Origin of the sequence: Micromonospora sp. NPDC049497, assembly GCF_044465805.1 — a bacterium.
Taxonomy (GTDB): Bacteria; Actinomycetota; Actinomycetes; order Mycobacteriales; family Micromonosporaceae; genus Micromonospora.
The window spans coordinates 565,897-587,314 of the sequence record NZ_JBITMC010000001.1; the positions used below are offsets into that span (position 1 = coordinate 565,897).

General features: G+C 73.5%; 18 protein-coding genes. 15 read left to right on the plus strand and 3 right to left on the minus strand.

Annotated features, from left to right (window positions below; translation table 11 throughout):
• The first annotated feature begins 230 nt into the window (after positions 1-230).
• The 7 genes from ACIBR0_RS02630 to ACIBR0_RS02660 all read left to right on the plus strand — a co-directional run bounded on the left by ACIBR0_RS02630 (position 231) and on the right by ACIBR0_RS02660 (position 8,689).
• Positions 231-2,576 (plus strand): nitrate- and nitrite sensing domain-containing protein, encoded by a 2,346-nt coding sequence (locus ACIBR0_RS02630; protein WP_396712333.1) that lies wholly within the window; start codon positions 231-233, stop codon positions 2,574-2,576.
• Positions 2,576-2,998 carry a roadblock/LC7 domain-containing protein gene (locus ACIBR0_RS02635; RefSeq protein WP_396712334.1) on the plus strand — a complete coding sequence of 141 codons (423 nt, stop codon included), beginning with the start codon at positions 2,576-2,578 and terminating at the stop codon, positions 2,996-2,998. Before ACIBR0_RS02630 ends, ACIBR0_RS02635 begins: the two co-directional genes overlap by 1 nt.
• On the plus strand, positions 2,988-3,371 hold the full coding sequence (locus ACIBR0_RS02640) for a DUF742 domain-containing protein (protein WP_357033842.1): 384 nt from the start codon (positions 2,988-2,990) through the stop codon (positions 3,369-3,371). The genes ACIBR0_RS02635 and ACIBR0_RS02640 overlap by 11 nt, the downstream gene beginning before the upstream one ends.
• Entirely contained in the window at positions 3,352-3,948 is a 597-nt protein-coding gene (locus ACIBR0_RS02645) for an ATP/GTP-binding protein (protein ID WP_357033844.1), read from the plus strand. Before ACIBR0_RS02640 ends, ACIBR0_RS02645 begins: the two co-directional genes overlap by 20 nt.
• 111 nt (positions 3,949-4,059) lie before the next feature.
• Positions 4,060-5,097 carry a lactonase family protein gene (locus ACIBR0_RS02650; protein ID WP_396712335.1) on the plus strand — a complete coding sequence of 346 codons (1,038 nt, stop codon included), beginning with the start codon at positions 4,060-4,062 and terminating at the stop codon, positions 5,095-5,097.
• A 137-nt stretch (positions 5,098-5,234) separates the two neighbouring features.
• On the plus strand, positions 5,235-6,989 hold the full coding sequence (locus tag ACIBR0_RS02655; protein ID WP_396712336.1) for a substrate-binding domain-containing protein: 1,755 nt from the start codon (positions 5,235-5,237) through the stop codon (positions 6,987-6,989).
• Positions 6,990-7,204: 215 nt separating this feature from the next.
• Positions 7,205-8,689, plus strand: a complete 1,485-nt coding sequence (locus ACIBR0_RS02660; protein ID WP_396712337.1) for a sugar transferase — start codon at positions 7,205-7,207, stop codon at positions 8,687-8,689.
• 43 nt (positions 8,690-8,732) lie between these two features.
• Here the strand turns inward: ACIBR0_RS02660 and ACIBR0_RS02665 are convergent, their stop codons facing one another.
• Positions 8,733-9,863: a PP2C family protein-serine/threonine phosphatase gene (locus tag ACIBR0_RS02665; RefSeq protein WP_396712338.1), complete on the minus strand. Its 1,131-nt coding sequence runs from the start codon at positions 9,861-9,863 to the stop codon at positions 8,733-8,735.
• A 98-nt stretch (positions 9,864-9,961) separates the two neighbouring features.
• On the opposite strand from ACIBR0_RS02665, the gene ACIBR0_RS02670 reads away from it, so the two are divergent.
• Positions 9,962-10,489 (plus strand): MarR family winged helix-turn-helix transcriptional regulator, encoded by a 528-nt coding sequence (locus tag ACIBR0_RS02670; protein WP_396712339.1) that lies wholly within the window; start codon positions 9,962-9,964, stop codon positions 10,487-10,489.
• A 65-nt stretch (positions 10,490-10,554) separates the two neighbouring features.
• On the opposite strand, the gene ACIBR0_RS02675 is transcribed toward ACIBR0_RS02670, so the two are convergent.
• Together ACIBR0_RS02675 and ACIBR0_RS02680 are read right to left on the minus strand one after the other, a co-directional pair.
• Positions 10,555-12,231 carry a SpoIIE family protein phosphatase gene (locus tag ACIBR0_RS02675; protein ID WP_396712340.1) on the minus strand — a complete coding sequence of 559 codons (1,677 nt, stop codon included), beginning with the start codon at positions 12,229-12,231 and terminating at the stop codon, positions 10,555-10,557.
• Between the two features lie 147 nt (positions 12,232-12,378).
• Positions 12,379-13,617, minus strand: a complete 1,239-nt coding sequence (locus ACIBR0_RS02680) for an ROK family protein (RefSeq protein ID WP_396712341.1) — start codon at positions 13,615-13,617, stop codon at positions 12,379-12,381.
• A gap of 75 nt (positions 13,618-13,692) precedes the next feature.
• Here ACIBR0_RS02680 and xylA point away from each other — a divergent pair, with 75 nt between their 5' ends.
• The 7 genes from xylA (at position 13,693) to ACIBR0_RS02715 (ending at position 21,372) form a co-directional block, all read left to right on the plus strand.
• Complete coding sequence (gene xylA, locus ACIBR0_RS02685; protein WP_396712342.1) at positions 13,693-14,880, plus strand: xylose isomerase; 1,188 nt, start codon at positions 13,693-13,695, stop codon at positions 14,878-14,880.
• Positions 14,881-14,890: 10 nt separating this feature from the next.
• On the plus strand, positions 14,891-16,321 hold the full coding sequence (gene xylB / locus ACIBR0_RS02690) for a xylulokinase (RefSeq protein WP_396712343.1): 1,431 nt from the start codon (positions 14,891-14,893) through the stop codon (positions 16,319-16,321).
• A gap of 290 nt (positions 16,322-16,611) precedes the next feature.
• Positions 16,612-16,995: a hypothetical protein gene (locus tag ACIBR0_RS02695; RefSeq protein WP_396712344.1), complete on the plus strand. Its 384-nt coding sequence runs from the start codon at positions 16,612-16,614 to the stop codon at positions 16,993-16,995.
• Positions 16,996-17,173: 178 nt separating this feature from the next.
• On the plus strand, positions 17,174-17,941 hold the full coding sequence (locus ACIBR0_RS02700; RefSeq protein WP_396712345.1) for a hypothetical protein: 768 nt from the start codon (positions 17,174-17,176) through the stop codon (positions 17,939-17,941).
• Positions 17,938-19,506, plus strand: coding sequence for a peptidoglycan-binding protein (locus tag ACIBR0_RS02705; RefSeq protein ID WP_396712346.1), 1,569 nt, complete (start codon positions 17,938-17,940; stop codon positions 19,504-19,506). Before ACIBR0_RS02700 ends, ACIBR0_RS02705 begins: the two co-directional genes overlap by 4 nt.
• A complete protein-coding gene (locus tag ACIBR0_RS02710) occupies positions 19,503-20,186 on the plus strand; it encodes an ABC transporter ATP-binding protein (RefSeq protein ID WP_396712347.1) in 684 nt (227 codons plus the stop codon). The genes ACIBR0_RS02705 and ACIBR0_RS02710 overlap by 4 nt, the downstream gene beginning before the upstream one ends.
• Positions 20,179-21,372: an ABC transporter permease gene (locus ACIBR0_RS02715; RefSeq protein WP_396712348.1), complete on the plus strand. Its 1,194-nt coding sequence runs from the start codon at positions 20,179-20,181 to the stop codon at positions 21,370-21,372. Before ACIBR0_RS02710 ends, ACIBR0_RS02715 begins: the two co-directional genes overlap by 8 nt.
• Positions 21,373-21,418 lie beyond the last annotated feature (46 nt).

Below are 21,418 nucleotides of genomic sequence, written 5' to 3' on the forward strand. Positions count from 1 at the left end.
GCCCTTGACTTGAACGGTTCCAGGAAGCGAGCCAGGGCGGGCGTTCCTCGTCGGGTGGCTCCGCCCGGGCATCGTGACGCGACGGACGGTAGTGCAATCGGGCAGCGATTACGTATCCTGCCCAAGGCGTCCGCCGGTGGCGTCCGGCTGACATGCCGGACGCGGTCCGACCGGACGCAGCCCGGCCGGTGCCGGCGCCCCCGCAGCCACACCTTCCGGGCGAGGTCTGATTGAACACACGCGACTGGCCGATCCGCTCCAAGCTGACCGCGCTGGTCGTCGTCCCGGTGACCGCGCTCCTCGCGCTGTGGATCTTCGCCACGACGCTCACCTTCGGCCCGGCCCTCGACCTGCTCGCCGCCCGCACCCTGCTGTACGACCTCGGCCGTCCCGGCGAGACGGTGGTCGCCGAGCTGCAACGGGAACGACGGCTGTCGGCCATCCAGCTGTCCGGCACGGCGGAGCTGCCCGGCCTCGCCGAGCAGCGGCAGCGGACCGACCGGGCAGTGGCCGAGCTGTTGCGCCGGATCGCCGGCGACGACCTGCGGGACGCCGCCGGCGACCTCCTCGACACCCGGCTCGACCAGCTCGTGGTGGCCCTGGACGCGTTGCCCGCGGGCCGGGGTTTCATCGACCGGCGGCAGGTCGACCGGGCCGGCGCGGTCGGCCTCTACAGCGGAATGATCACCAGCGCCTTCCAGGCGTTCGCGGCGATGGCGGCCCTGCCCGACCCGGAACTCAACCGGCAGGCGCTGGCGGTGACCGCCCTCGGTCGCTCCCGCGAGTTGCTCGGGCAGGCCGACGCCCTGCTGGCCGGCGCCTTCGTCTCGGGCCGGTTCGCCGAGGGCGAGCACGGCCAGTTCGTCCAGGCCGTCGCGAACCACCGCTACCTCGTGGAGTCGGCGGTCGCCGACCTGCCCCCGGCGGAGCGGGCGGCGTACCAGCGGCTGACCGAGCAGGAGGCGTTCGGCCGGCTGCGTACCCTGCTGGACACGGCCGTCGCCGCGTCCGGGCGGTCCCGGCCGACGGTCGCCCCCGAGACCTGGGTGGCCAGCTACGACCGTGTCCAGCAGGCGATGCGGGAGTACGAGCTGAACCAGGCCGACGGGTTGGCCGACCGCTCGGTGCCGACCGCGGTCCGCATCCTCGTGCGGCTCGCCGCCGCCGGGCTGCTGGGCCTCGTCGCCGTCGTGGTCGCGGTCGTCGTGGCGTTGCGGGTCGGCCGGTCCCTCGCGCACCGGCTCACCGAGGTACGCACGGCCGCGCTGGAGACGGCCGACCGCCGGCTGCCCGACGTGGTGGCCCGCCTGCGCCGCGGTGAGCAGGTCGACGTCGCCCGCGAGGCACCCCCGCTGGAGTACGGCGCGGACGAGATCGGCCAGGTGGGACGCGCCTTCACCGAGGTGCAGCGGACGGCGGTGCAGGCGGCGGTCGACGAGGTCACCCTGCGGCGCGGGCTCAACGAGGTCTTCCTCAACATCGCCCGACGCAGTCAGGGGCTGGTGCACCGGCAGCTCGCCCTGCTGGACCGGATGGAGCGGCGCACCGAGGATCCGGACGAGCTGGCCGAGCTGTTCCGCGTCGACCATCTCGCCACCCGGCTGCGGCGGCACGCCGAGGGCCTGGTGATCCTGGCCGGCTCCGCGCCGGGCCGCGGGTGGCGGCAGCCGGTCGCGGTGGTCGACCTGATCCGCGGCGCGATCAGCGAGGTCGAGTCGTACGACCGGGTGGACATCGCCACGGTGGCGCCCGCCGGGACGTCGGGGCGGGCCGTCGGCGACGTGATGCACCTGCTCGCCGAGCTGATCGAGAACGCCACCGCCTTCTCCCCACCGGACACCCGGGTGGAGGTCTCCGGGCACCACGTCGCCAACGGGTACGCGGTGGAGGTCAGCGACCGCGGTCTCGGCATGTCCCCGGCCGCGTTGGAGGACGCCAACCGGCGGCTGGCCCGGTCCCCGGAGTTCGACCCGACCGAGACGGCCCGGCTCGGTCTGTTCGTGGTGGCGAGGCTCGCCGCCCGGCACGGGGTCCGGGTGCGGCTGCGCCCGTCGGACACCTCCGGGCTGACCGCGGTGGTGCTCATCCCCCCGGACCTGGTCACCGAGGAGCCGGCGCTCCCCGTCGACCAGGACGCGGGCACCGCCGTCACCCCGGTCCGGAGGAAGACGGTGCCGCGGCCGCGTGCCGCTCGGCCCCCGGTGACGGCGCCGCCGGCCCCGGCCGCCGCCGCACCGGGCGCGACCCCCGCCGTCCCGGCGCCGGCCGAGGTGGTCGGCGAGATCGACGGCCTGCCCCGACGGGTACGCCGTGCCGCCTCCCCGGGGGTCACGGCGCCGGGCGGGCGCCCGGCGGCCGACCGCACTCCGGCGCCGGCGTCCGGGGTCGACGGGCCGACGGTACGGCAGCCGGCTGTCGGGACGGCCACGCCACGTTCCCCGGACGAGGCGCGGCGCTTCATGGCCGCGCTCCAGGCCGGCACCGCGCGCGGTCGGCTGGCCGCCGGTGGCGCTCCCTCCGCCGCCGGGTCCGGGACCCAGACCGAAGCCCCCACCACGACTGAGAGGGACGCCTGATGCGGCATCCGACGAAGCAGAGCGCCGACCTGGACTGGTTGCTCGACGAGCTGGTGGAACGGGTGCCGCCCGCGCGGCAGGCGGTCGTGCTGTCCGCGGACGGGCTGCTGCTCGGCGCGTCCGCCGGCCAGGACCGGTCCGACGCGGAGCACCTGTGCGCCCTGGCCTCCGGTTTCGCGAGCCTGGCCCGCGGCGCCAGCCGGCACGTCGCGGGCGGACCGGTGCGCCAGACCGTGGTGGAGATGGAGTCGGCGTACCTCTTCGTCACCGCCGCCGGCCAGGGCGCCTGCCTGGCGGTGGTGAGCGAGGCCGACGCGGACATCGGCCTGGTGGCGTACGAGATGGCCATGCTGGTGACCCGGGTGGGGGAGAACCTGAGCGCACCGGCCCGGTCGACGGCGGAGGCCGCCGATGCGGGCTGAGTCGCCCGGGACGCAGCACCAGTGGCTGGACGACGACGCCGGCCCGGTCGTGCGTCCCTACACGCTCACCGGCGGCCGGGTCCGGTCCTCGCACCGCTTCGACCTGGTCGCGTACGTGCTCGCCGAGCCCGGCGCCGACCCGGCCGGTCACCCGGACCTCCAGCCGGAGCACCGGCGGCTGGTGGCGCTGGCCTCCCGGCCCGTCCCGGTGGCCGAGCTGGCATCGGACCTCGACCTCGCGGTGGGTGTGGTCCGGGTGCTCCTGGGCGACCTGCTGGCCCGGGGCCTGATCACGGTGCACCAGCCGCCGGCCGCGAACCTGCCCGACAACGACATCCTCAAGGCGGTGGTCGATGGACTCCGTGCGCTCTGACGGGCCCGACAGGCGGATCCCGCTCGCGCTGAAGATCCTGGTCGCCGGTGGCTTCGGCGCCGGGAAGACGACTCTGGTCAGCGCGTTGAGCGAGGTCCGGCCGCTGCAGACCGAGGAGGTGCTGACCGGAGCCGGTATCGGCACCGACGACACCTCCGGTGTGGAGACGAAGTCGACCACCACGGTGGCGATGGATTTCGGGCGGATCACGATCAACGAGGACCTGCAGGTCTATCTCTTCGGCACGCCCGGCCAGGACCGCTTCTGGTTCCTCTGGGACGAGTTGGCCTTCGGGGCGCTCGGCGCGGTGGTGCTGGCGGACACCCGGCGACTGGCCGACTGCTTCCCGTCGATCGACTACTTCGAGGAGCGGGGGATCCCGTTCGTGGTCGGCGTGAACTGCTTCGACGGTTCTCGCCGGTTCAGCCTGGAGACCGTACGCCAGGCCCTGGACCTCGACCCCGACGTGCCGCTGGTCCTCTGCGACGCCCGGCACCGGCAGTCCGGCAAGGAGGTGCTGATCGCGCTGGTGGAGCACGTGGCACGACAGCGCGGCGAGCCCGTGTCGGCGATCTGACCCCGCGGGCCGGTCCGTGCCCGGAAATGCCGCGGATTTCCGTGTGGGGGACCGGCGGACCGGGAAGCCTCTGGTTGGATCGACGGAGGAGTTCGGCGGAGGGCGGGTCCGGTGACAGGTCAGGGTGCGATCGTCCACATCGGCTGCTACACGGCAGAGGGCGGCGGGCGGGGCACGGGCATCGTCGCGGCGCGCCGGGATCCGGAGTCCGGTGCGCTGACGCCCCTGGGCACCGTCGCGGCCACCCCGTCACCGTCGTTCCTCGTCCGGCATCCCCGCCTGCCCGTGCTGTACGCGGTCAACGAGCTGCCCACCGGTGAGGTCAGTGCGTTCCGGGTGGGTGCGGACGGCGACCTCGACCTGCTCGGCGTCCGGCTGACCGGCGGCGCCGCGCCCTGTCACCTGGCGGTCGCGCCGGACGGTGGGCACCTGTTCGTGGCGAACTACGGCGACGGCAGCGTGACGGTGCTCCCGCTCGACGAGCGGGGGGCGCCGGGTGAGCGCAGCGACCGGGTGCGGCACGAGGGGCACGGTCCCGACCCCGAACGCCAGGAGCACGCCCACGCCCACATGGTGAGCCCGGCGCCCGGGCGCGGGCCGCTGCTCGCGGTGGACCTGGGCACCGACTCGCTCTACCGGTACGACCTCGACGCCGGCTCCGGCCGGCTGGTGCCCCGGGGGCCGCGGGTGCGGACGGCGGCCGGGACGGGCCCCCGGCACCTCGCCCGGCACCCCGACGGTCGTCGCTGCTGGCTGGTGGGGGAGCTGGACGGGTCGGTGGGGGCGTACGAGCTGACCGACGACGGCGCGCTGCACGAGCGTGGGCGTGTGGAGGCGAGCGGCCGGGCCGGTCACGTCCAGCCGTCCGAGATCGCGGTCGGGCCGGACGGTCGTTTCCTGTACGTGGCGAACCGGGGCATCGGCACGGTGGCGGTCTTCGCACTCGACGGTTCCCTGCCAGAGCTGGTGGCCGAGGTGGAGACGGACGGGGAGTGGCCGCGGCACTTCGCGCTGACCGGATCCCACCTGTACGTCGCGGACGAGCGGGCCGACATGGTCCGGGTGTTCCGGGTCGATCCGGCGAGCGGTGTGCCGACCGCCGTCGGGGAGCCGGTGCCGGTGCCGAGCCCGACCTGCGTGCTCCCGTGAATCCTTTGCGCATTTCGCAACGTCTTGCGGCCGGCTGGTTACCCGCAGTCACGAAACGGCGATCAACTGTTTCTCCTGCGTAACTTTCGTCCGAACGGTTGTGGTAGTTGTCGCAATGGGTCCGCAAGATGGTCAGCGTGTCAGCAGGCCGCCATCGCATGCGTTCCAATATCCACGCCGCCGGAGCTGCCGCAGCGGTCGGCGTACTCGCCGTCACCGCCGGCGGCTACTTCGGCTACCAGCAGCTGGCGCAGTCCGACTGCTCCGGGAAGATCGACCTCGCCGTCGCTGTGGCGACCGAGCTCGCCCCGGCCGTCGACGCTGCCGCCACACAGTGGGAGCAGGACGGAGCCGCGGTCGGTGGAACGTGCATCGACGTGACGATCTCCGCCTCCGAACCGGTCGAGGTGGCGGCCACCGTCGCCGCGAAGCACGGCGCGACCCTCGCCGGTGTGGGGCAGGCCAGCGGCACGGCGGTCAGCCCGGACGTATGGGTACCGGATTCCTCCACCTGGCTGCTGCGGCTGAAGACCGGCGGCGCGACCGCCTTCGACCCGGGCAACGGATCGTCCATCGCGCGCAGCCCGGTGGTCGTGGCGATGCCGCAGCCGATCGCCTCCCAGTTGGGCTGGCCGGAGAAGAAGCTGAGCTGGGTGAGCCTGGTCCAGCGGGTCAACAGCAGCAAGCCGCTGAAGACCGGCATCGTCGACCCCACCCGGGACGCGGCCGGCCTCTCCGGGTTGCTCTCGCTGACCACGGCCGCCGCCAGCGCCGGCAAGGACCCCCAGAAGGACACGGTCGGGGCGCTGCGGGCGCTGGCCACCGGTCGTTCCAACATCCGGCAGGACCTGGTGGCGAAGTTCCCGACCGCCGAGGACCCGACCACGATCGCCCGTTCCCTCGGTGCGGCGGCCCTCTCCGAAGAGGACGTGATCGAGTACAACAGCAAGAAGCCGCCGGTGCCGCTGGCGGCGCTCTACCTGGAGCCGGCATCCATTCCGCTGGACTACCCGTACGCGGTGCTGCCCGGCATCGAGCCGGCGAAGGCGTCCGCCGCCCGGGTGCTGTTCGAGGTGCTGACCCACCCGTCCTTCCGTAACCGGCTGGCCGCGCAGTCGCTGCGCGGGCCGGACGGCAACTGGGGCGATGGCTTCACCGCGCCGCCCGGCGCGCCGAGTCCGGCCGGTGGTACGGCGAACCCCCCGTCGAACGGCGGCGGGGCGGCCGGTGCCCTGGACCCGGGCGCGATCGAACGGGCCGTCTCGAGCTGGTCCATCGCCACCCAGTCCGGCCGGCTGCTCTGCATCATCGATGTCTCCGGCTCCATGACGGCGAAGGTGCCGACCGCCAACAACGCCACCCGGCAGCAGGTCACCGTGGCGGCGGCCCAGCGTGGCCTGAACCTGTTCGACGACTCCTGGCAGATCGGCCTCTGGACGTTCTCCACGAAGCTCGACGGCGACAAGGACTACCAGGAGCTGGTCGGCATCGGGCCGCTGTCGAGGCAGCGGGGCCAGCTGGAGCAGGCGCTGGCGGGCGTCAAGTCCTCGAAGGGTGACACCGGGCTCTACGACACGGTGCTCGCGGCGTACAAGGCGGTCCAGGACAACTGGGACCCGGCGCAGGTCAACTCGATCGTGCTCTTCACCGACGGCAAGAACGACGACGACAACGGCATCAGCCAGGCGGACCTGCTGGCCCAGCTGAAGGCGATCAGGGACCCGCAGCGTCCGGTGCAGGTCGTCCTCATCGGCATCGGCAGCGAGGTCAACATGGCCGAGCTGAAGGCGATCACCGACATCACCGGCGGCGGGCCCTTCGTCACCGAGGACCCGAACAGCATCGGCTCGATCTTCCTGAAGGCGATCGCGCTGCGGAAGTCCGGTACCTGAGACCGGGAACGGAGTGGCGAGCCCGTCGTGGGTGCGGATCCCACGACGGGCTCGATCCGAGCAACGCTCGGATTTGGCAAACTGACGGCAATACGTCGGAAGCAATCGGTACGCATAGTTGTCGATGCAGGATGTGGTACTGCTCCGGCACGGCCGCTCACCTGTGAGCCGGGCCGGTGGACCGGGGCGGTCCGCGATCGATGTGGGGAGGTCCGGTGACGTCGTCGACGCTGTTGACCCCCACCAGGACGTCGGGTCCCGGCGACCCGCCGGCCGGTCGGCTGTCCCGCTCGGACGAGCGGACCTACGTCCGGTCCCTGGTGGTGCTGGACACCGCCGTGCTGGTCCTCGCCGTGCTCGTCGGTTACCTCGCCCGCTTCGGCCGTACCGACGATCCGACCGGCTCCGACATCCCGTACGTCATCGTGGCCCCCGGCCTGGTGCTGGTGTGGCTGATCTCGCTCAAGGCGCTGGGCTGCTACGACGACCAGGTGCTCGGCTACGGCGCCGACGAGTACCGGCGGGTCTACTCGGCCGGCCTGCGTCTCGCCGGCGGCGTCGCGATCGCCGGCTACATCTTCGACATGGGTGTCTCCCGGGGCTTCCTGGCCATCTCCTTCGCCGTCGGCACGGTCGGCCTGGAGGTGGCACGGTTCGCGGCGCGCAAGCGGCTGCACCGGGCCCGCTCCCGGGGCGCCGGCTGGTCGCGCAAGGTGCTGGTGGTCGGCGACACCGCGCACGTGCTGGAGCTGGTGCACACGCTGCGCCGCGAGCCGTACGCCGGCTACCAGGTGGTCGGTGCATGCATCCCGGACGCGCTGCTCGCGCCGGTGCCGCAGCGGCTGGGTGACGTGCCGGTGGTCGGTTCGTTCCGGGGGATCCCGGAGGCCGCCACGGCGATCGGGGCGGACACGGTGGCGGTCACCGCCTCCGGTGAGCTGACCGCCACCCGGCTGCGCCGGCTCGGCTGGCAGCTGGAGGGCACCGGGGTGGACCTCGTGGTGGCCCCGGCGCTGACCGACGTGGCGGGCCCGCGCATCCACACCCGTCCGGTCGCCGGCCTGCCCCTGATCCACGTGGAGGCACCGGAGTTCCGTGGTGCCCGCAAGCTGGTCAAGGGTTTCGTCGACCGGGCCGCCTCCTCGCTGGCGCTGGCCCTGCTGGCGCCGCTGCTGATGGTGATCGCGCTGGCCATCAAGGTCGACAGCCGGGGGCCGGTGCTGTTCCGGCAGACCCGCGTCGGGCAGGGCGGCCGGGAGTTCGGCGTCTGGAAGTTCCGCACGATGGTCGTCAACGCCGACGCGCTGCTGGCCGAGCTGTCCGCCCGCAACGAGACCGACGGCCTCATGTTCAAGATGCGCGACGACCCTCGGGTGACGCGGGTGGGCCGGCTGCTGCGCAAGTGGTCGCTGGACGAGCTGCCGCAGCTGGTCAACGTCGTGTGCGGGCAGATGAGCCTGGTGGGCCCGCGACCGCCGCTGCCGTCCGAGGTCGCCCGCTACGACGGCGACGTCGCCCGCCGACTGCTGGTCAAGCCCGGCATGACCGGCCTCTGGCAGGTCAGCGGCCGGTCGGACCTGAGCTGGGAGGACGGCATCCGGCTGGACCTCTACTACGTGGAGAACTGGTCCCTCGCCGCCGACCTCACCATCCTCTGGAAGACCTTCGGCGCGGTGCTCAACAGCCGCGGGGCGTACTGACCACAGCGGGAGTGGCCCGTGCCGGGGTGGGGGAGGCGGCCGGTCAGGGCTGCGGACCGGTCCAGTCCAGGCAGACCACCACCGCGTCGTCGACCAGGTCACCGGCGACGAAGGCGCGCAGGTCGCCGAGGAGTGAGCGCACCGCCTCCAACGGCTCCATCGGGCCGGTGCGGCGCAGGAAACGCTCCAGCGCCGTCTCGCCGTACCGGACGTCCTGGCCCGTCGCGTCGATGACCCCGTCGCTGACCACGAAGAGCCGGTCGTTCCGGTGCAGCGCGAACTGCTGCTCCCGGTAGTCGGTCGCCTCGAACATGCCGAGCGGGAACTGCGCCTCCAGCGGCAACTCCCGGACGTCACCGTCGCGCAGCATCATCAGTCGGGGGGACCCGGCGTCCACCGCGGTCATCATCCCGCTGCGCAGGTCCAGCTCCAGCAGCAGCGCCGAGATGTGCTGGCCGCCCCGGTGCAGGTCGTAGACCGCCTGATCGGCCAGCGCCGCCTGGTCGGCGAGGCTGAGACCCGCGCGCCGGGCGTTGCGCAGGGCGTGCGTGGCCAGCGCGGTGAGCATGGAGGCGGCCACTCCCTCGCCCATGCCGTTGATCGTCGCCAGCCACACCCGGTCGCCGTCGTCGGACCAGTCGAAGCTGTCGCCGCGCACCGCGTACGCCGGCTCCAGCTGGCCCGCCAGGCTGAACGACGGGCGGACCCGGCTGCGCCCGGGGAGCATCTCCCACTGCATCTCGGCGGCGAGGGTCAGCCGGCGGGTACGCCGGGCGGCCCGGTAGACGTCGGTGCCGGCGGTGGCCGCCTCGATCTCGTGTGCCAGGGCGGTGGCGATCTCCGCCAGCTCACCGATCACCGCCTCGTCGTCCGGCACCGGCCCGACGCGGAGCACGCCGCGCCGTTCCCCGCGCACCGACACCGGGAGGTACACGTCCGCGTCGGCGACGATCGGCGTCTGGTGGTCGAAACACCGCCACGCCGGGTGCCCCGGGCCGCTGACCGGGTCGCCCTCACCCAGCGGCAGCAGCACCGACAACCGGTAGTCGACCTGGAGCAGTTCCACCCGCTCGGCCCGGTACGACGTCGTCAGGATCGAGGAGATCCGATCGAGCAGGAGGTCGGCCGGCGCCTCGTTGAGCACTCGTCGTGCCCAGTTGACCGGTTCACTCATACCTGCTCCTTGATCACAAGCCCAGCGTTCGCTGAATTCGGAGTACTCTCGGGCACACCATGGCGGAAGTACACGGTCCACCGGGACCCCAGACGAGTATGGCTGCTGAGCTCGACGCCGCGGCGGGTGCCCTCGTGGCCGTCTGGGAGGCGGCGCGCGAGAGCACGACCAGCCGCGTCTCCGGCGCCCAACTACGGGTGATCATGGTCGTGGAGCAGCACGACGGGATCAACCTGCGCCGGCTCGCCAACCGGCTGGGCATGCTCCTCTCCTCCGCCAGCCGGCTCTGCGACCGCCTGGTGGCCGCCGGCATGCTGGAGCGTGAGCCCGGCCGGCTCGACCGCCGGGAGATCTCGCTGCACCTCACCGGGGAGTCCCGCCAGCTCCTCGCCGAGTTGCGGCACCACCGCAGACAGCAGCTCGCCGCGATCCTCGCGGACATGTCGCCGGAGGGCGTCCAGGCGCTGCTGACGGGTCTGTGCGAGTTCGACGACGCGGCGCGCCGCCAGGACGCCGCGCTGACGTACGTCGAGCCGTGGACGGCCGACGGCGCCGGCGGCCCGGAGCGGACGATCGCGGGCCCGGAGTGGCGGGCCGACGAGCCGCCGGCGGTCAGGACGGCCTGAGTCCGGCCCCGTCCGCGCCGGTGGAACCCCGTGACGCGCGTCCGCGCCGTCGGTCCGGGCTCCGGTCACGCCGGCCCCGTCGGGCAGATGGCGAGCATCGCGATGTCGTCGTGGCCCTGCCCGTCCAGCCACTCGTCGACGAGTTGCAGGAGCCGGTCGACCAGCGCCGCCGGGGGCAGCCCGGCGGCCGAGGCCAGCGCCCGGTGCAGCCGCCGCTCGCCGAACATCTCCATCTCGCGCGGCCCACCCCGGGCCTCGGTCACCCCGTCGGTGTACGCGAGCAGCAGCTCGCCCGGTGCGAGCCGGACGTCGGCCTGGGCGAATCGGGCGGAGGTCAGCGCACCGACCGGCATCCCACCCACCGCGACCGGGCTGACCGTGCCGTCGTGGCGGACGACCAACGGGGACGGGTGCCCGCCGCCGGCGATCCGGGCCCGTACGGCGCCGTCGGCCTCGCGTTCCAGGCTGCCCAGCAGGAGGGTGGTGAACTGGCTGCGGCGCACCGCGTCCGGGGTGTCGAAGAGCGCGCGGTTGAGCAGCCGCACCAGTTCCAGCGGCCGTTGCTCGACCAGCCGCAACGTCTGGAGGGACTGGCGGACCCGGCCGGTGAGCACGGCCGCGCCGACGCCCTTGCCGCAGACGTCGCCGAGGGCGAACATCGCGCCCCTCGCGGTCGGGAAGACGTCGTAGAAGTCCCCACCGATGCGCAGGCTGTCCCCGGCGGCGCGGTAGCCCCCGGCCAGGGCCACGCCCGTCACGGCGGGCAGTTCGGGCGGGAGCAGGCTGTTCTGCAGTACGCGGGCGAGGTGTGCCTGTTCGCCGTACAGCTCGGCGGTGCCGAGGGCGGCCCCGGCGCGGGCGGCGAACTCCCGGGCCAGCTCGGTGTCGCGCTCGTCGAAACCGGCACGTCCGGCGGTGCGGACCAGCACCAGGGCGCCGGCCGGGCGTCCCGCGCTGAGCATCGGGCTGACCAGCACCGTGCCGGGGCGCCCGAAGCCCTCGGGGAGCAGCGCTGCCAGGTCGGCGAGCTGCGCGTCCAGCCAGGGGCTGGGGTCCGTGACGTCGCCGTCGAGCGCCTCGGCCAGCCCCGGCACCGTATCGGTGAGGGTCGCCGGGGCGACTCCGGTGACCGGTGCCGGGTCACCCTGGGCGTACCGCACCCAGTGCGGCGGGTCCTCGGCCGGCGAGGGCGCGCGGTGCACCACCACGGCCAGGTCGGCGAGGTAGGGGACACCGAGCGTGGCCGTCGTACGCAGGGTCTGCTCGCGGTGCAGGGACATCCCGAGGCGGCTGCCGGCCTCAGCGAGGAACGCGGTGCGGGCACGCTCGGCAAGCAGGGAGTCGGTGCGGGCGCGCTCCTCGGTGACGTCCCGCAGGTACCAGGCGTACCGGCCGTCGGCGAGGTCACGCCGGACCCCGCGCAGCCGCCGGCCGCAGTGGTCGGTCTCGAAGCCCTCCGCGCCGTCGCGAACCGCGTCGGCGAGTGCGGGGAGTGTGCAGCCGACCAGGGCGGTGCCCGGGACGACCTCCGGCAGGAGCGCGCTCGCCATCGCGTTGACCAGGGTCACCGTCCCGCCGGCGTCGGTCGTCACCACGGCCTCGGCGAGGCCGTCCAGCAGTTCGCGGACGAGCCGGGAGTCCGCCGGCAGCGGGGTGGCAGGCGTTCGCCGGGAACTGGACCGGACGGCCCGCCCGCCGCCGCTGACCGGCCCGGTGACACCGTCGCGTGGGGTGGTGGTCACCGCCGGTCGCCGGGCGCGTCGGCCTGTCGACCTCTGCGCATGCTGGTCGTGCACTCCTCGGGTCGGTGGTGATTGCCTCCGAGCAAGGGTACCGAGACACCCGGCCGGTCGCCCACGAGGAAGAGGCGGCTCAGCGGAAGAGGCTGCTCAGCGGGGGTGGGCCAGCCAGCCGGCGGGTCGGGCGAGGATCCGGCGGACCACCGAGCCGGCAGCGCCGACCACCGCGGCCTCGGAGCCGAGCACGGCCGGCCGGACGGTGACCGGTGACCAGGCGGCGGTGAGGACGCGGCGGGAGATCTCCGCGAGCACCGGTGGCCGGAGCCAGGGGGTCAGTCGGGCGTATCCGCCGCCGAGGACCACGGTGTCGAGGTCCAGCAGGTTCACCACGCCGGCGACGGCCACCCCGAGGGCCGTGCCGGCCTCGGCCAGCGCGTGCAGCGTGGCCGGGTCGCCGGCCCCGGCCAGCTCGGTGAGCCGGGCCGAGGCGGTGTCCGCCGGCAGGTCCGCGCCGGCCAGCCCGGCGGCGGCGAGGACGGCCTCCTGCCCGGCGTACCGCTCCAGGCAGCCCCGCCCGCCGCACCGGCAGGGGTGGCCCTCGGGGTCGACCGGGATGTGACCGATCTCGCCGCTCCAGCCGCGGGCGCCACGGAAGAGTGTGCCGTCGAGCATGATGCCGGCGCCGATGCCGACCTCGCCGGAGATGTGCAGGAAGCTGGTCGGCCCGGCCGGACCGGCGTGCAGCTCACCGAGGGCGGCCAGGTTGGCCTCGTTGTCGACCACCAGCGGCGGTACGCCCTCGACCCGGTCGGTCAGCGGCGGGTGCCCGGCGAGCAGGGCCGGCACGTCCACGTCCCGCCAGCCGAGGTTCGGGGCGAGGCGGACCAGCCCGGCGTCGTCCACCAGGCCGGGCACCGCCAGCGCCGCCCCGGCCAGGGTGAGGCCCTGCTCGGCGGCGTCGGCGCGGGCCGCGGCGGCCAGTTCGGCCAGTCGGGCGAGGGCGCCGGCGGGGGAGAGGGGGCGCAGGTCGGCGCGGTGCACCGTGTGGTGCCGGACCCGGCCGGCGAGGTCCACGACGCAGGCGGCGAGGTAGTCGACGTTCGCCTCCAGGCCCAGGCCGGCCGGGCCGTCGCCGGCCGGCACCAGGCCCCGGGCGGGTCGGCCGGCTCCGTTGCGGGGCGTCGGGTCCGCCTCGCTCACCAGCCGGCCGGCGAGCAGGTCCTCCACGACGGCGGAGACGGTGGCCCGGGTCAGGCCGGTCTCGGCGGCCAGGTCGGCGCGGGACGGCGGCCGGTCGGCGGCGGCGATCCGGCCGAGCACCAGGGCGAGGTTGAGTTCGCGCAGGCTGGCCTGCCGCACCGCGCCGGCGGGGGAGTCGGGTCGGCTCACCCCTTGACACTGTCACACGCCGGTCAAATAATTCAACCACTGAACAAATAGCGGACGACACCCCGGAGGTCTGCCATGGCACCCCGTCCCACCCCCGCCGACAAGTTCTCCTTCGGTCTCTGGACGGTGGGCTGGCAGGCCCGCGATCCCTTCGGCGACGCCACCCGGCCGGAGCTGGACGCGGTCGAGGCGGTGCACCGGCTCGCCGAGCTCGGCGCGTACGGGATCACGTTCCACGACGACGACCTGATCCCGTTCGGTGCCGACGCCGCCACCCGTGACCAGCACATCGCCCGGTTCCGCAAGGCCCTCGACGAGACCGGCCTGGTGGTGCCGATGGTCACCACCAACCTCTTCACCCACCCGGTCTTCAAGGACGGCGGCTTCACCAGCAACGACCGCGACGTACGGCGGTACGCGCTGCGCAAGGTGCTGCGCAACGTCGACCTCGCCGCCGAGCTGGGTGCCCGCACCTTCGTCATGTGGGGCGGCCGGGAGGGCTCCGAGTACGACGTCGCCAAGGACGTGCAGGCGGCGCTGGACCGCTACCGGGAGGGCGTCGACCTGCTCTGCCAGTACGTCGTCGACCGCGGCTACGACCTGCGCTTCGCCCTGGAGCCCAAGCCGAACGAGCCGCGCGGCGACATCCTGCTGCCGACCGTCGGGCACGCGCTGGCGTTCATCTCCACCCTGGCCCACCCGGAGCTGGTCGGCCTCAACCCGGAGGTCGGCCACGAGCAGATGGCCGGGCTCAACTTCGCCCACGGCATCGCCCAGGCGCTCTGGCAGGGCAAGCTGTTCCACATCGACCTCAACGGCCAGCGCGGCATCAAGTACGACCAGGACCTGGTCTTCGGCCACGGTGACCTGCTCAACGCGTTCGCCCTGGTCGACCTGCTGGAGCACGGCGGCCCGGCCGGCGGTCCCGCGTACGAGGGGCCACGCCACTTCGACTACAAGCCCTCCCGCACCGAGGACATGACCGGCGTCTGGGCGTCGGCCGAGGCGAACATGCGCACGTACCTGCTGCTCAAGGAGCGGGCCGCGGCCTTCCGGGCGGACCCGGAGGTGACCGGGGCCCTCGCCGCGAGCCGCGTCGCCGAGCTGGCCACGGCGACCCTCGCCCCCGGGGAGGGCTACGCCGAGCTGCTCGCGGACACCTCCGCGTTCGAGCGGTTCGACGTCGACGCGGCCGCGGCGAAGGGATTCGGCTTCGTCCGGCTCAACCAGCTCGCCGTCGAGCACCTGCTCGGCGCCCGCTGAGGGGCCGGCCGTGCCGCTCGTCGCCGGGGTCGACTCGTCGACGCAGTCCTGCAAGGTCGTCGTCCGCGACGCGGAGACCGGTGCCCTGGTCCGGGAGGGCCGGGCACCGCACCCGGACGGCACCGAGGTCGCTCCGGAGGCCTGGTGGGCCGCCCTGCGGGCCGCCGTGGACGCCGCGGGCGGCCTGGCCGACGTGGCCGCCGTCTCCGTGGCCGGGCAGCAGCACGGCATGGTCTGTCTGGACGGGACCGGCGCGGTGGTCCGCCCGGCGCTGCTGTGGAACGACACGCGGTCGGCGGGTGCCGCCGCGGACCTGATCGCGGAGGCGGGCGGTGACGAGACCGGCCGGCGCTTCTGGGCGGACGCGGTGGGCTCCGTGCCGGTGGCCAGCTTCACCGTCACCAAGCTCCGCTGGTTGGCCCGGCAGGAGCCGGCGAACGCCGCCCGGGTGGCGGCCGTCTGTCTGCCGCACGACTGGCTGACCTGGCGGCTGGCGGGCGCTACCGGCCTGGACGCGCTGCGTACCGACCGCAGCGACGCCAGCGGCACCGGCTACTGGTCCCCGGCAACCGGCGAGTACCGGCTTGACCTGCTGGAACGGGCGCTCGGCCGGGTCGTGACCGTGCCCCGGGTGCTCGGTCCGGCCGAGGTCGCCGGCCAGCTCGACCCGTCCGCGCTCGGCGGTCCCGCCGCAGTGGCCCGGCTCGGCCCGGGGGCGGGCGACAACGCCGCCGCCGCCTTCGGTGTCGGCGCGGGCCCCGGCGACGTGGTCGTCTCCATCGGCACCTCCGGCACCGTGTTCAGCGTCGCGGACGCCCCGGCGGCGGACCCGGAGGGCATCGTGGCCGGCTTCGCCGACCTCACCGGCCGCTTCCTGCCGCTGGTCTGCACGCTCAATGCCGCTCGGGTGCTCGACGCCGCCGCGAGGCTGCTCGGCGTCAGCCTCGACGAGCTTGCCGACCTGGCGCTCGCCGCACCGCCCGGCGCGGACGGCCTGGTCCTGGTGCCGTACCTGGAAGGGGAGCGGACCCCGAACCGGCCGGACGCCACCGGCGCGGTGCACGGGCTGACGCTGCGCACCTCGACCCCCGCGCACCTGGCCCGGGCCGCCGTGGAGGGGATGCTCTGCGCGCTGGCCGACGGCCTCGACGCGCTCACCGCCCAGGGCGCGACGGTGCGGCGGGTGATCCTGGTCGGCGGCGGCGCCCGCTCCGCGGCGGTGCGCCGGATCGCTCCGCAGGTCTTCGGCTGCCCGGTGGTCGTCCCGCCACCCGGCGAGTACGTCGCCGACGGCGCCGCCCGCCAGGCCGCCTGGGTCGCCCTGGGCGGCGCGGCGCCACCGCACTGGCCCCTCGCCGGCACCGAGACGTACGGGGCGGAGCCCGTCCGCGCCATCCGCGAGCGGTACGCGAGCGCCCGTAACCACATTATTGATCGATAAACCTTCGTTACCTTTTCGCAACAACTACTTACGGTCGCCTCCGTCACGGCCTTCCGGGCTCCGCCCTGGCGTTCCGTGCAGCTCGGGTGCGTCGACCGGCCGGACCTGCCGTGGCCGGATCGAGTGCTCGATCACTTGCCGTAGCCACCCGTTGGTGCTGTCCACACAGGACGGCAGAACGGGGCGGTGGCGTGACTGTCGATCCAATACCGTCTGGGCACCCAACGGAAGGGGTCGATGTGAAGCGTCAGGCCGTAACCAAGCTGCGGGCCGCTCTTGCGTCCCTCGTCATGCTCGTCGGATCGCTCGTCGTGGTCGGTGCCGTCTCGGCGCCGGCTCAGGCGGCCTGCTTCGAGACGGGATATGACATGAACGTCAACATCTACATCGGTGGAGTCAGGCGCGGGGTGGAGAGCACCCGGTCGACGGAGACCTGCAACCGCAACGGCGTCTACTACGGCAAGATCGCGGACACCTACACGGACGGCTCGTGCCTGTCGATCCAGTTCTTCGACCCCGAGACCGTCTTCGTGGGTACGCAGGGCACGAGCTGCGACTCCGCCGGCTACAACTTCACCTTCTGGGACCAGACCGGCGACACCGAAGCCTGGTTCCGGGGCCGGTTGACGGCGTTCGGGACGGTCAGCAACAAGCAGGGATTCGGAGCCTACTGACCGCTTCCGCCTGTGGTCGGGCCGGCCCCATGTGGCCCGGCCCCAGGCGCACGAGTAGACGAGGATCGACATGCGGGTGACGAAGTGGGCAGCCATCTCCCTGGCTGCCGTCCTGTTGGCCGGGTGCTCGAACGACGGCTCCGGTGACCCGTCTCCGTCCCCCCGCGTGGAGGAGATGATGGCTCAGGTGCTTGAGCGGGGAGACGCCGGCCGGGACGAGGTGCTCGCCTACTGGAGCCAGGTGAACGAGTCCCTCACCGGTTGCATGAAGGCCGAGGGCTACGACTACGTCGCCTATGTGGACCAGTCCGCGGTGGATCGCCGGACATCACTCGGCCTGAGCCGGGAGCAGTTCGTCCAACGGTACGGCTACGGGCTGACGACGCTGATCGACTACGTCCCACCGGGCACCCGTCGTACCGACCCGAACCTGGAGACGCTTCGGTCGATGCCGCCGGATCGGGCTCGCGGGTGGCACCGGCGACTCGCGAGCTGCCGAAAGGACGCCGACAAGCGGTTCGGACCGGCTCCCAACGTCGCGAACCTGACGCTGTCGCCGGAGGAGTCCGGGCGTAGTGACAAGATCTACTCGGCGGTGGATGCCGATCCACGGATGGTGAACGCCCTCGCCGCCCGCCGCAGCTGTCTGGAGAACAAGGGCTTCGACAGCCGGGACAGTGGGTCGCTGGTGCTCTCCAAGGCGGCCGATCGTTTCCGGGAGGACTTCGAACGCGCCGTCGACGAGGCCGACAAGGAGGGGCGGGACAGCTCCGCGCTCCGGCTCGCCGACGTGTTCACCGCAGCCGAGTTGACTGAGCTGGAGCGGCTGCAGCAGCGGGAGGTCGCGGAGGCTCGGCAGACGGAGCCCTGCCAGTGGCCGTACGACGACCTGTACAAGCAGATCTACAAGGAGTACCTCGACAAGGCGCTGGCCGGTGAGCTGTGACCGGGCCGCACATCAGGTGGCGGCGACGGGGCTGGCGTCTGCCGCGGCCCGGGAGAGTCGTCTCCCGACGTCCCGGCCCGCTGACGACCCTGGTCGCCGTCGCCGTACTGGCGGCCGCGGTGGGTTGGTGGGCCGGCCGCTCCATCCAGTCCCCGGCGGAGGCGGCCCGGCACGCCGCCGCTCCGGCGGCCGGCGCGGTCACCGTGCCGGTCGAACGGCGGGAGATCGCTACGGCCGTGGTCGTCCGCGGCGCGATGGGCTTCGCGGAGCCACAGGCCCTGACCGTCGATGCCGACCTGGGGGACGGCGAGGTCGGCAAGCTGGTGGTGACCGGGAGAGTCCCCAGGCCCGGGGCCATGCTGGACGAGGGCGACGTCGCGTTGCAGGTGTCGGGGCGTCCGGTGATCGTGTTGAACGGCGTCATCCCGATGTACCGTGCCCTGAGTCCGGGCAGCACCGGTCCTGACGTACGCCAGTTGGAGGGTGCCCTGGTGCGTCTCGGCCACTTCAGCGGGGTTCCGGACGACACGTACGACTCACGGACGTCGGCGGCGGTGGAACGACTCTACCGGGCGGTGGGCTACGCGCCCGTCGGGCCGTCCGTGGAGCAGGAGCAGCAGCTCTCCGCGGGCCGGGAGCGGGTCAGCGCGGCCGGCACGGACCTTGACCGGGCCCGTGCCGCGTTGGCCGCCGTGCGCAGGGGCCCTTCTGACGAGCAGCTCTCGGTGGCGCGGGCACAGGTGCGCAGCGCCGGGGCCGCCCACGACGCCGCCGTGCAGGAACGGGACGCCGCGATCGCCGCGGGAGCTCCGGCCGCGACGATCAGCCGCCTGACCGCCGAGGTGGAGGCGGCGCTGGTCGCTGTGGAGGTGGCCCGCGCCGACCTGGCGGAGCTGACCGCCGGTGCGGACGTCCGGGCCGCAGAGGCGGCCGTCACCGTGGCCGCCAAGCGACTCACGGAGGCTCGTGTCGCCCTGGGTCGCCTCCGCGACGCGGTCGGGGTTCGGCTCCCGCGGGGCGAAGTGGCGTTCGTTTCAGCGTTGCCGCGCCGAGTGGACCGGGTGGACACAGCGCTCGGGCGGGAGGTGAACGGCAAGGTGCTGAGCCTGACCGCAGCGGCGCTGGAGGTGACCACCTCGGTGTCGGCGGAGGAGCACGGGCTGCTCAAGGTGGGGCAGCGGGCCCAGCTGGACGAGGGCGACGGGGTGACCACCGTCTCCGGCGAGGTCTCCCACGTTGCCGACAAGCCCGGGACGGGCGGTGCCGTCGAGGGCCAGTACGAGGTACGCCTGCAACCCCTCGGTACGGTGCCGGCCGAGTTGCACGGGCGTGACCTCCGCATCCGGATTCCCATCTCCAGCACCGAGGGCGCGGTGCTCGCCGTGCCGCTCGCCGCGCTGATCACCGACGCCTCCGGTGCCGCGCGGGTACGTGTCGTGGATGCCGGTGGTGGACGGGACGTGCCGGTGGTCGTGGGGCTGTCGTCGGGGGGCTTCGCCGAGGTGCGTGCCGCGGAGGCCGCGCTTGCCGAGGGAGATCTGGTCGTTGTCGGCGAGCGGTCGTGACGCCGCTGGTCGAGCTGCGGGGGATAAGCCGTGTCTACCCCGCCGTGCGGCCGGTGACCGCGTTGCGCCCGACGGACCTCGTCGTCCGGCCCGGCGACTGGCTGGCGATCACCGGTCGGTCCGGGTCTGGCAAGTCGACGCTGCTGCAGATCCTCGGCCTGCTCGATCGTCCGACATCGGGTTCGTATCTGCTGGACGGTGACGACGTCGCGGACCTGTCCGATCGGGACCGCACGAGGCTGCGTGCCTCCCGGATCGGCTTCGTGTTTCAGAGCTTCCACCTGATGGCCCACCGTTCCGCCCTGGAGAACGTCATGGTCGCTCTGCTGTACCACGGCTGTCCCAGGCGGACCCGGCCGGAGCGCGCAGCCGAGGCGTTGGAGCGGGTGGGCCTGGCCGACCGGGCGCTCGCACTGCCCACCACGATGTCCGGCGGCGAGCGGCAGCGGGTCGCGGTCGCCCGCGCACTCTCCATCCGGCCGGGTCTGCTGCTCGCGGACGAGCCGACCGGGAACCTCGACTCGCAGACCGCGGAGGAGGTGCTGTCGCTCTTCGCCCGGCTCAACGGCGAAGGGCAGACGGTGTTGATGGTGACGCACGACCGGGACGTGGCAGCTCGGGCGGGTCGCCGCCTGGACATCGTGGACGGAGTGGTCAGCGAGGTGACCCACCGTGCGTGACCTCGTTGCCGAGGCACTGGCCGGTATCACCGCGCGGGTGCAGCGCACGATGCTCACCGCGCTGGGCGTCGTGGTCGGTATCGCGGCCCTGGTCGCCACCCTGGGCCTCGCCGCCACCGCTGGCGCCCGGATCGTGTCGCACTTCGACGAGCTCGCCGCCACCTCGGTGACCGTCCTCCCGGCCCAGGGCGGCGGTCCACAGCGGTCCGACAGCGCCCTCCCGTGGGACGCGGCGCAGCGCGTGGGCCGGCTCAACGGTGTGGTCGCCGCCGGCACGATGAGTACGCTCGACCTGCCCGGCACGCCGGTTCGGGCGACCGCCGTGGTGGATCCGCTCTCGAACGACGACGCGCGGCCGCCCCTTGTCGCCGCCTCCCCGGGGCTCCTTGAGGCTGTCCGCGGATCGTTGACCTCGGGCCGCTGGTACGACCAGGGGCACGACGACCGGCGAGACGCGGTCGTCGTGCTCGGTGGCCGGCTGGCGTCACGCCTGCACCTGGCGGACGTGAGTCAGGCGCCGGCCGTGTTCGTCGATGGTCGGGCCTTCACGGTCATCGGCGTGCTCGGCACCGCAGTGGGCTCACCGAGCCTCCTGGAGGCGGTGATCATGCCGGACGGCGTGGCCCGCGGCCGCTTCGGGCTCACCGCGCCGCTGTCCCTGATGGTGCAGACCCGAGTCGGCGCGGCCGAGCTCGTCGCGTCCCAGGCGCCGCTCGCGCTGGCGCCGCAGCAACCCGATGCACTGACGGTGCAGCGACCGGCGGAACCTGTGGCGACCAGAGCGAAGATCGCCGCCGACACGCAGGCGCTCCTGCTGACGCTGGCACTGGTCACCCTCGCCATCGGCGCGGTCGGTATCGCGAACACCATGCTGGTCTCGGTGTTGCAGCGGGTCGGGGAGATCGGCCTGCGGCGCAGCCTCGGGGCCACCCGAGCGTCGGTCGCCGTGCTCTTCATGCTTGAGTCGGTGCTCGTGGGGCTCTTCGGCGGAGTCCTCGGGGCGTCCGCCGGCGTACTCATCGTGGTGGGAGTCGGCTACCTCCGGCAGTGGACGCCGGTGATGGAACCGTGGCTGGCACCGGGCGGCGCGCTGCTGGGCGCTCTGGTCGGGGTGCTGGCCGGCATCTATCCGGCCTGGCGGGCGTCCCGGGTGGAGCCGGTCGCGGCACTCCGCACCGACGGCTGATCAGCGGACATGGTCACCCCGTCGTGATCTGTTCCTGATTGGCTGG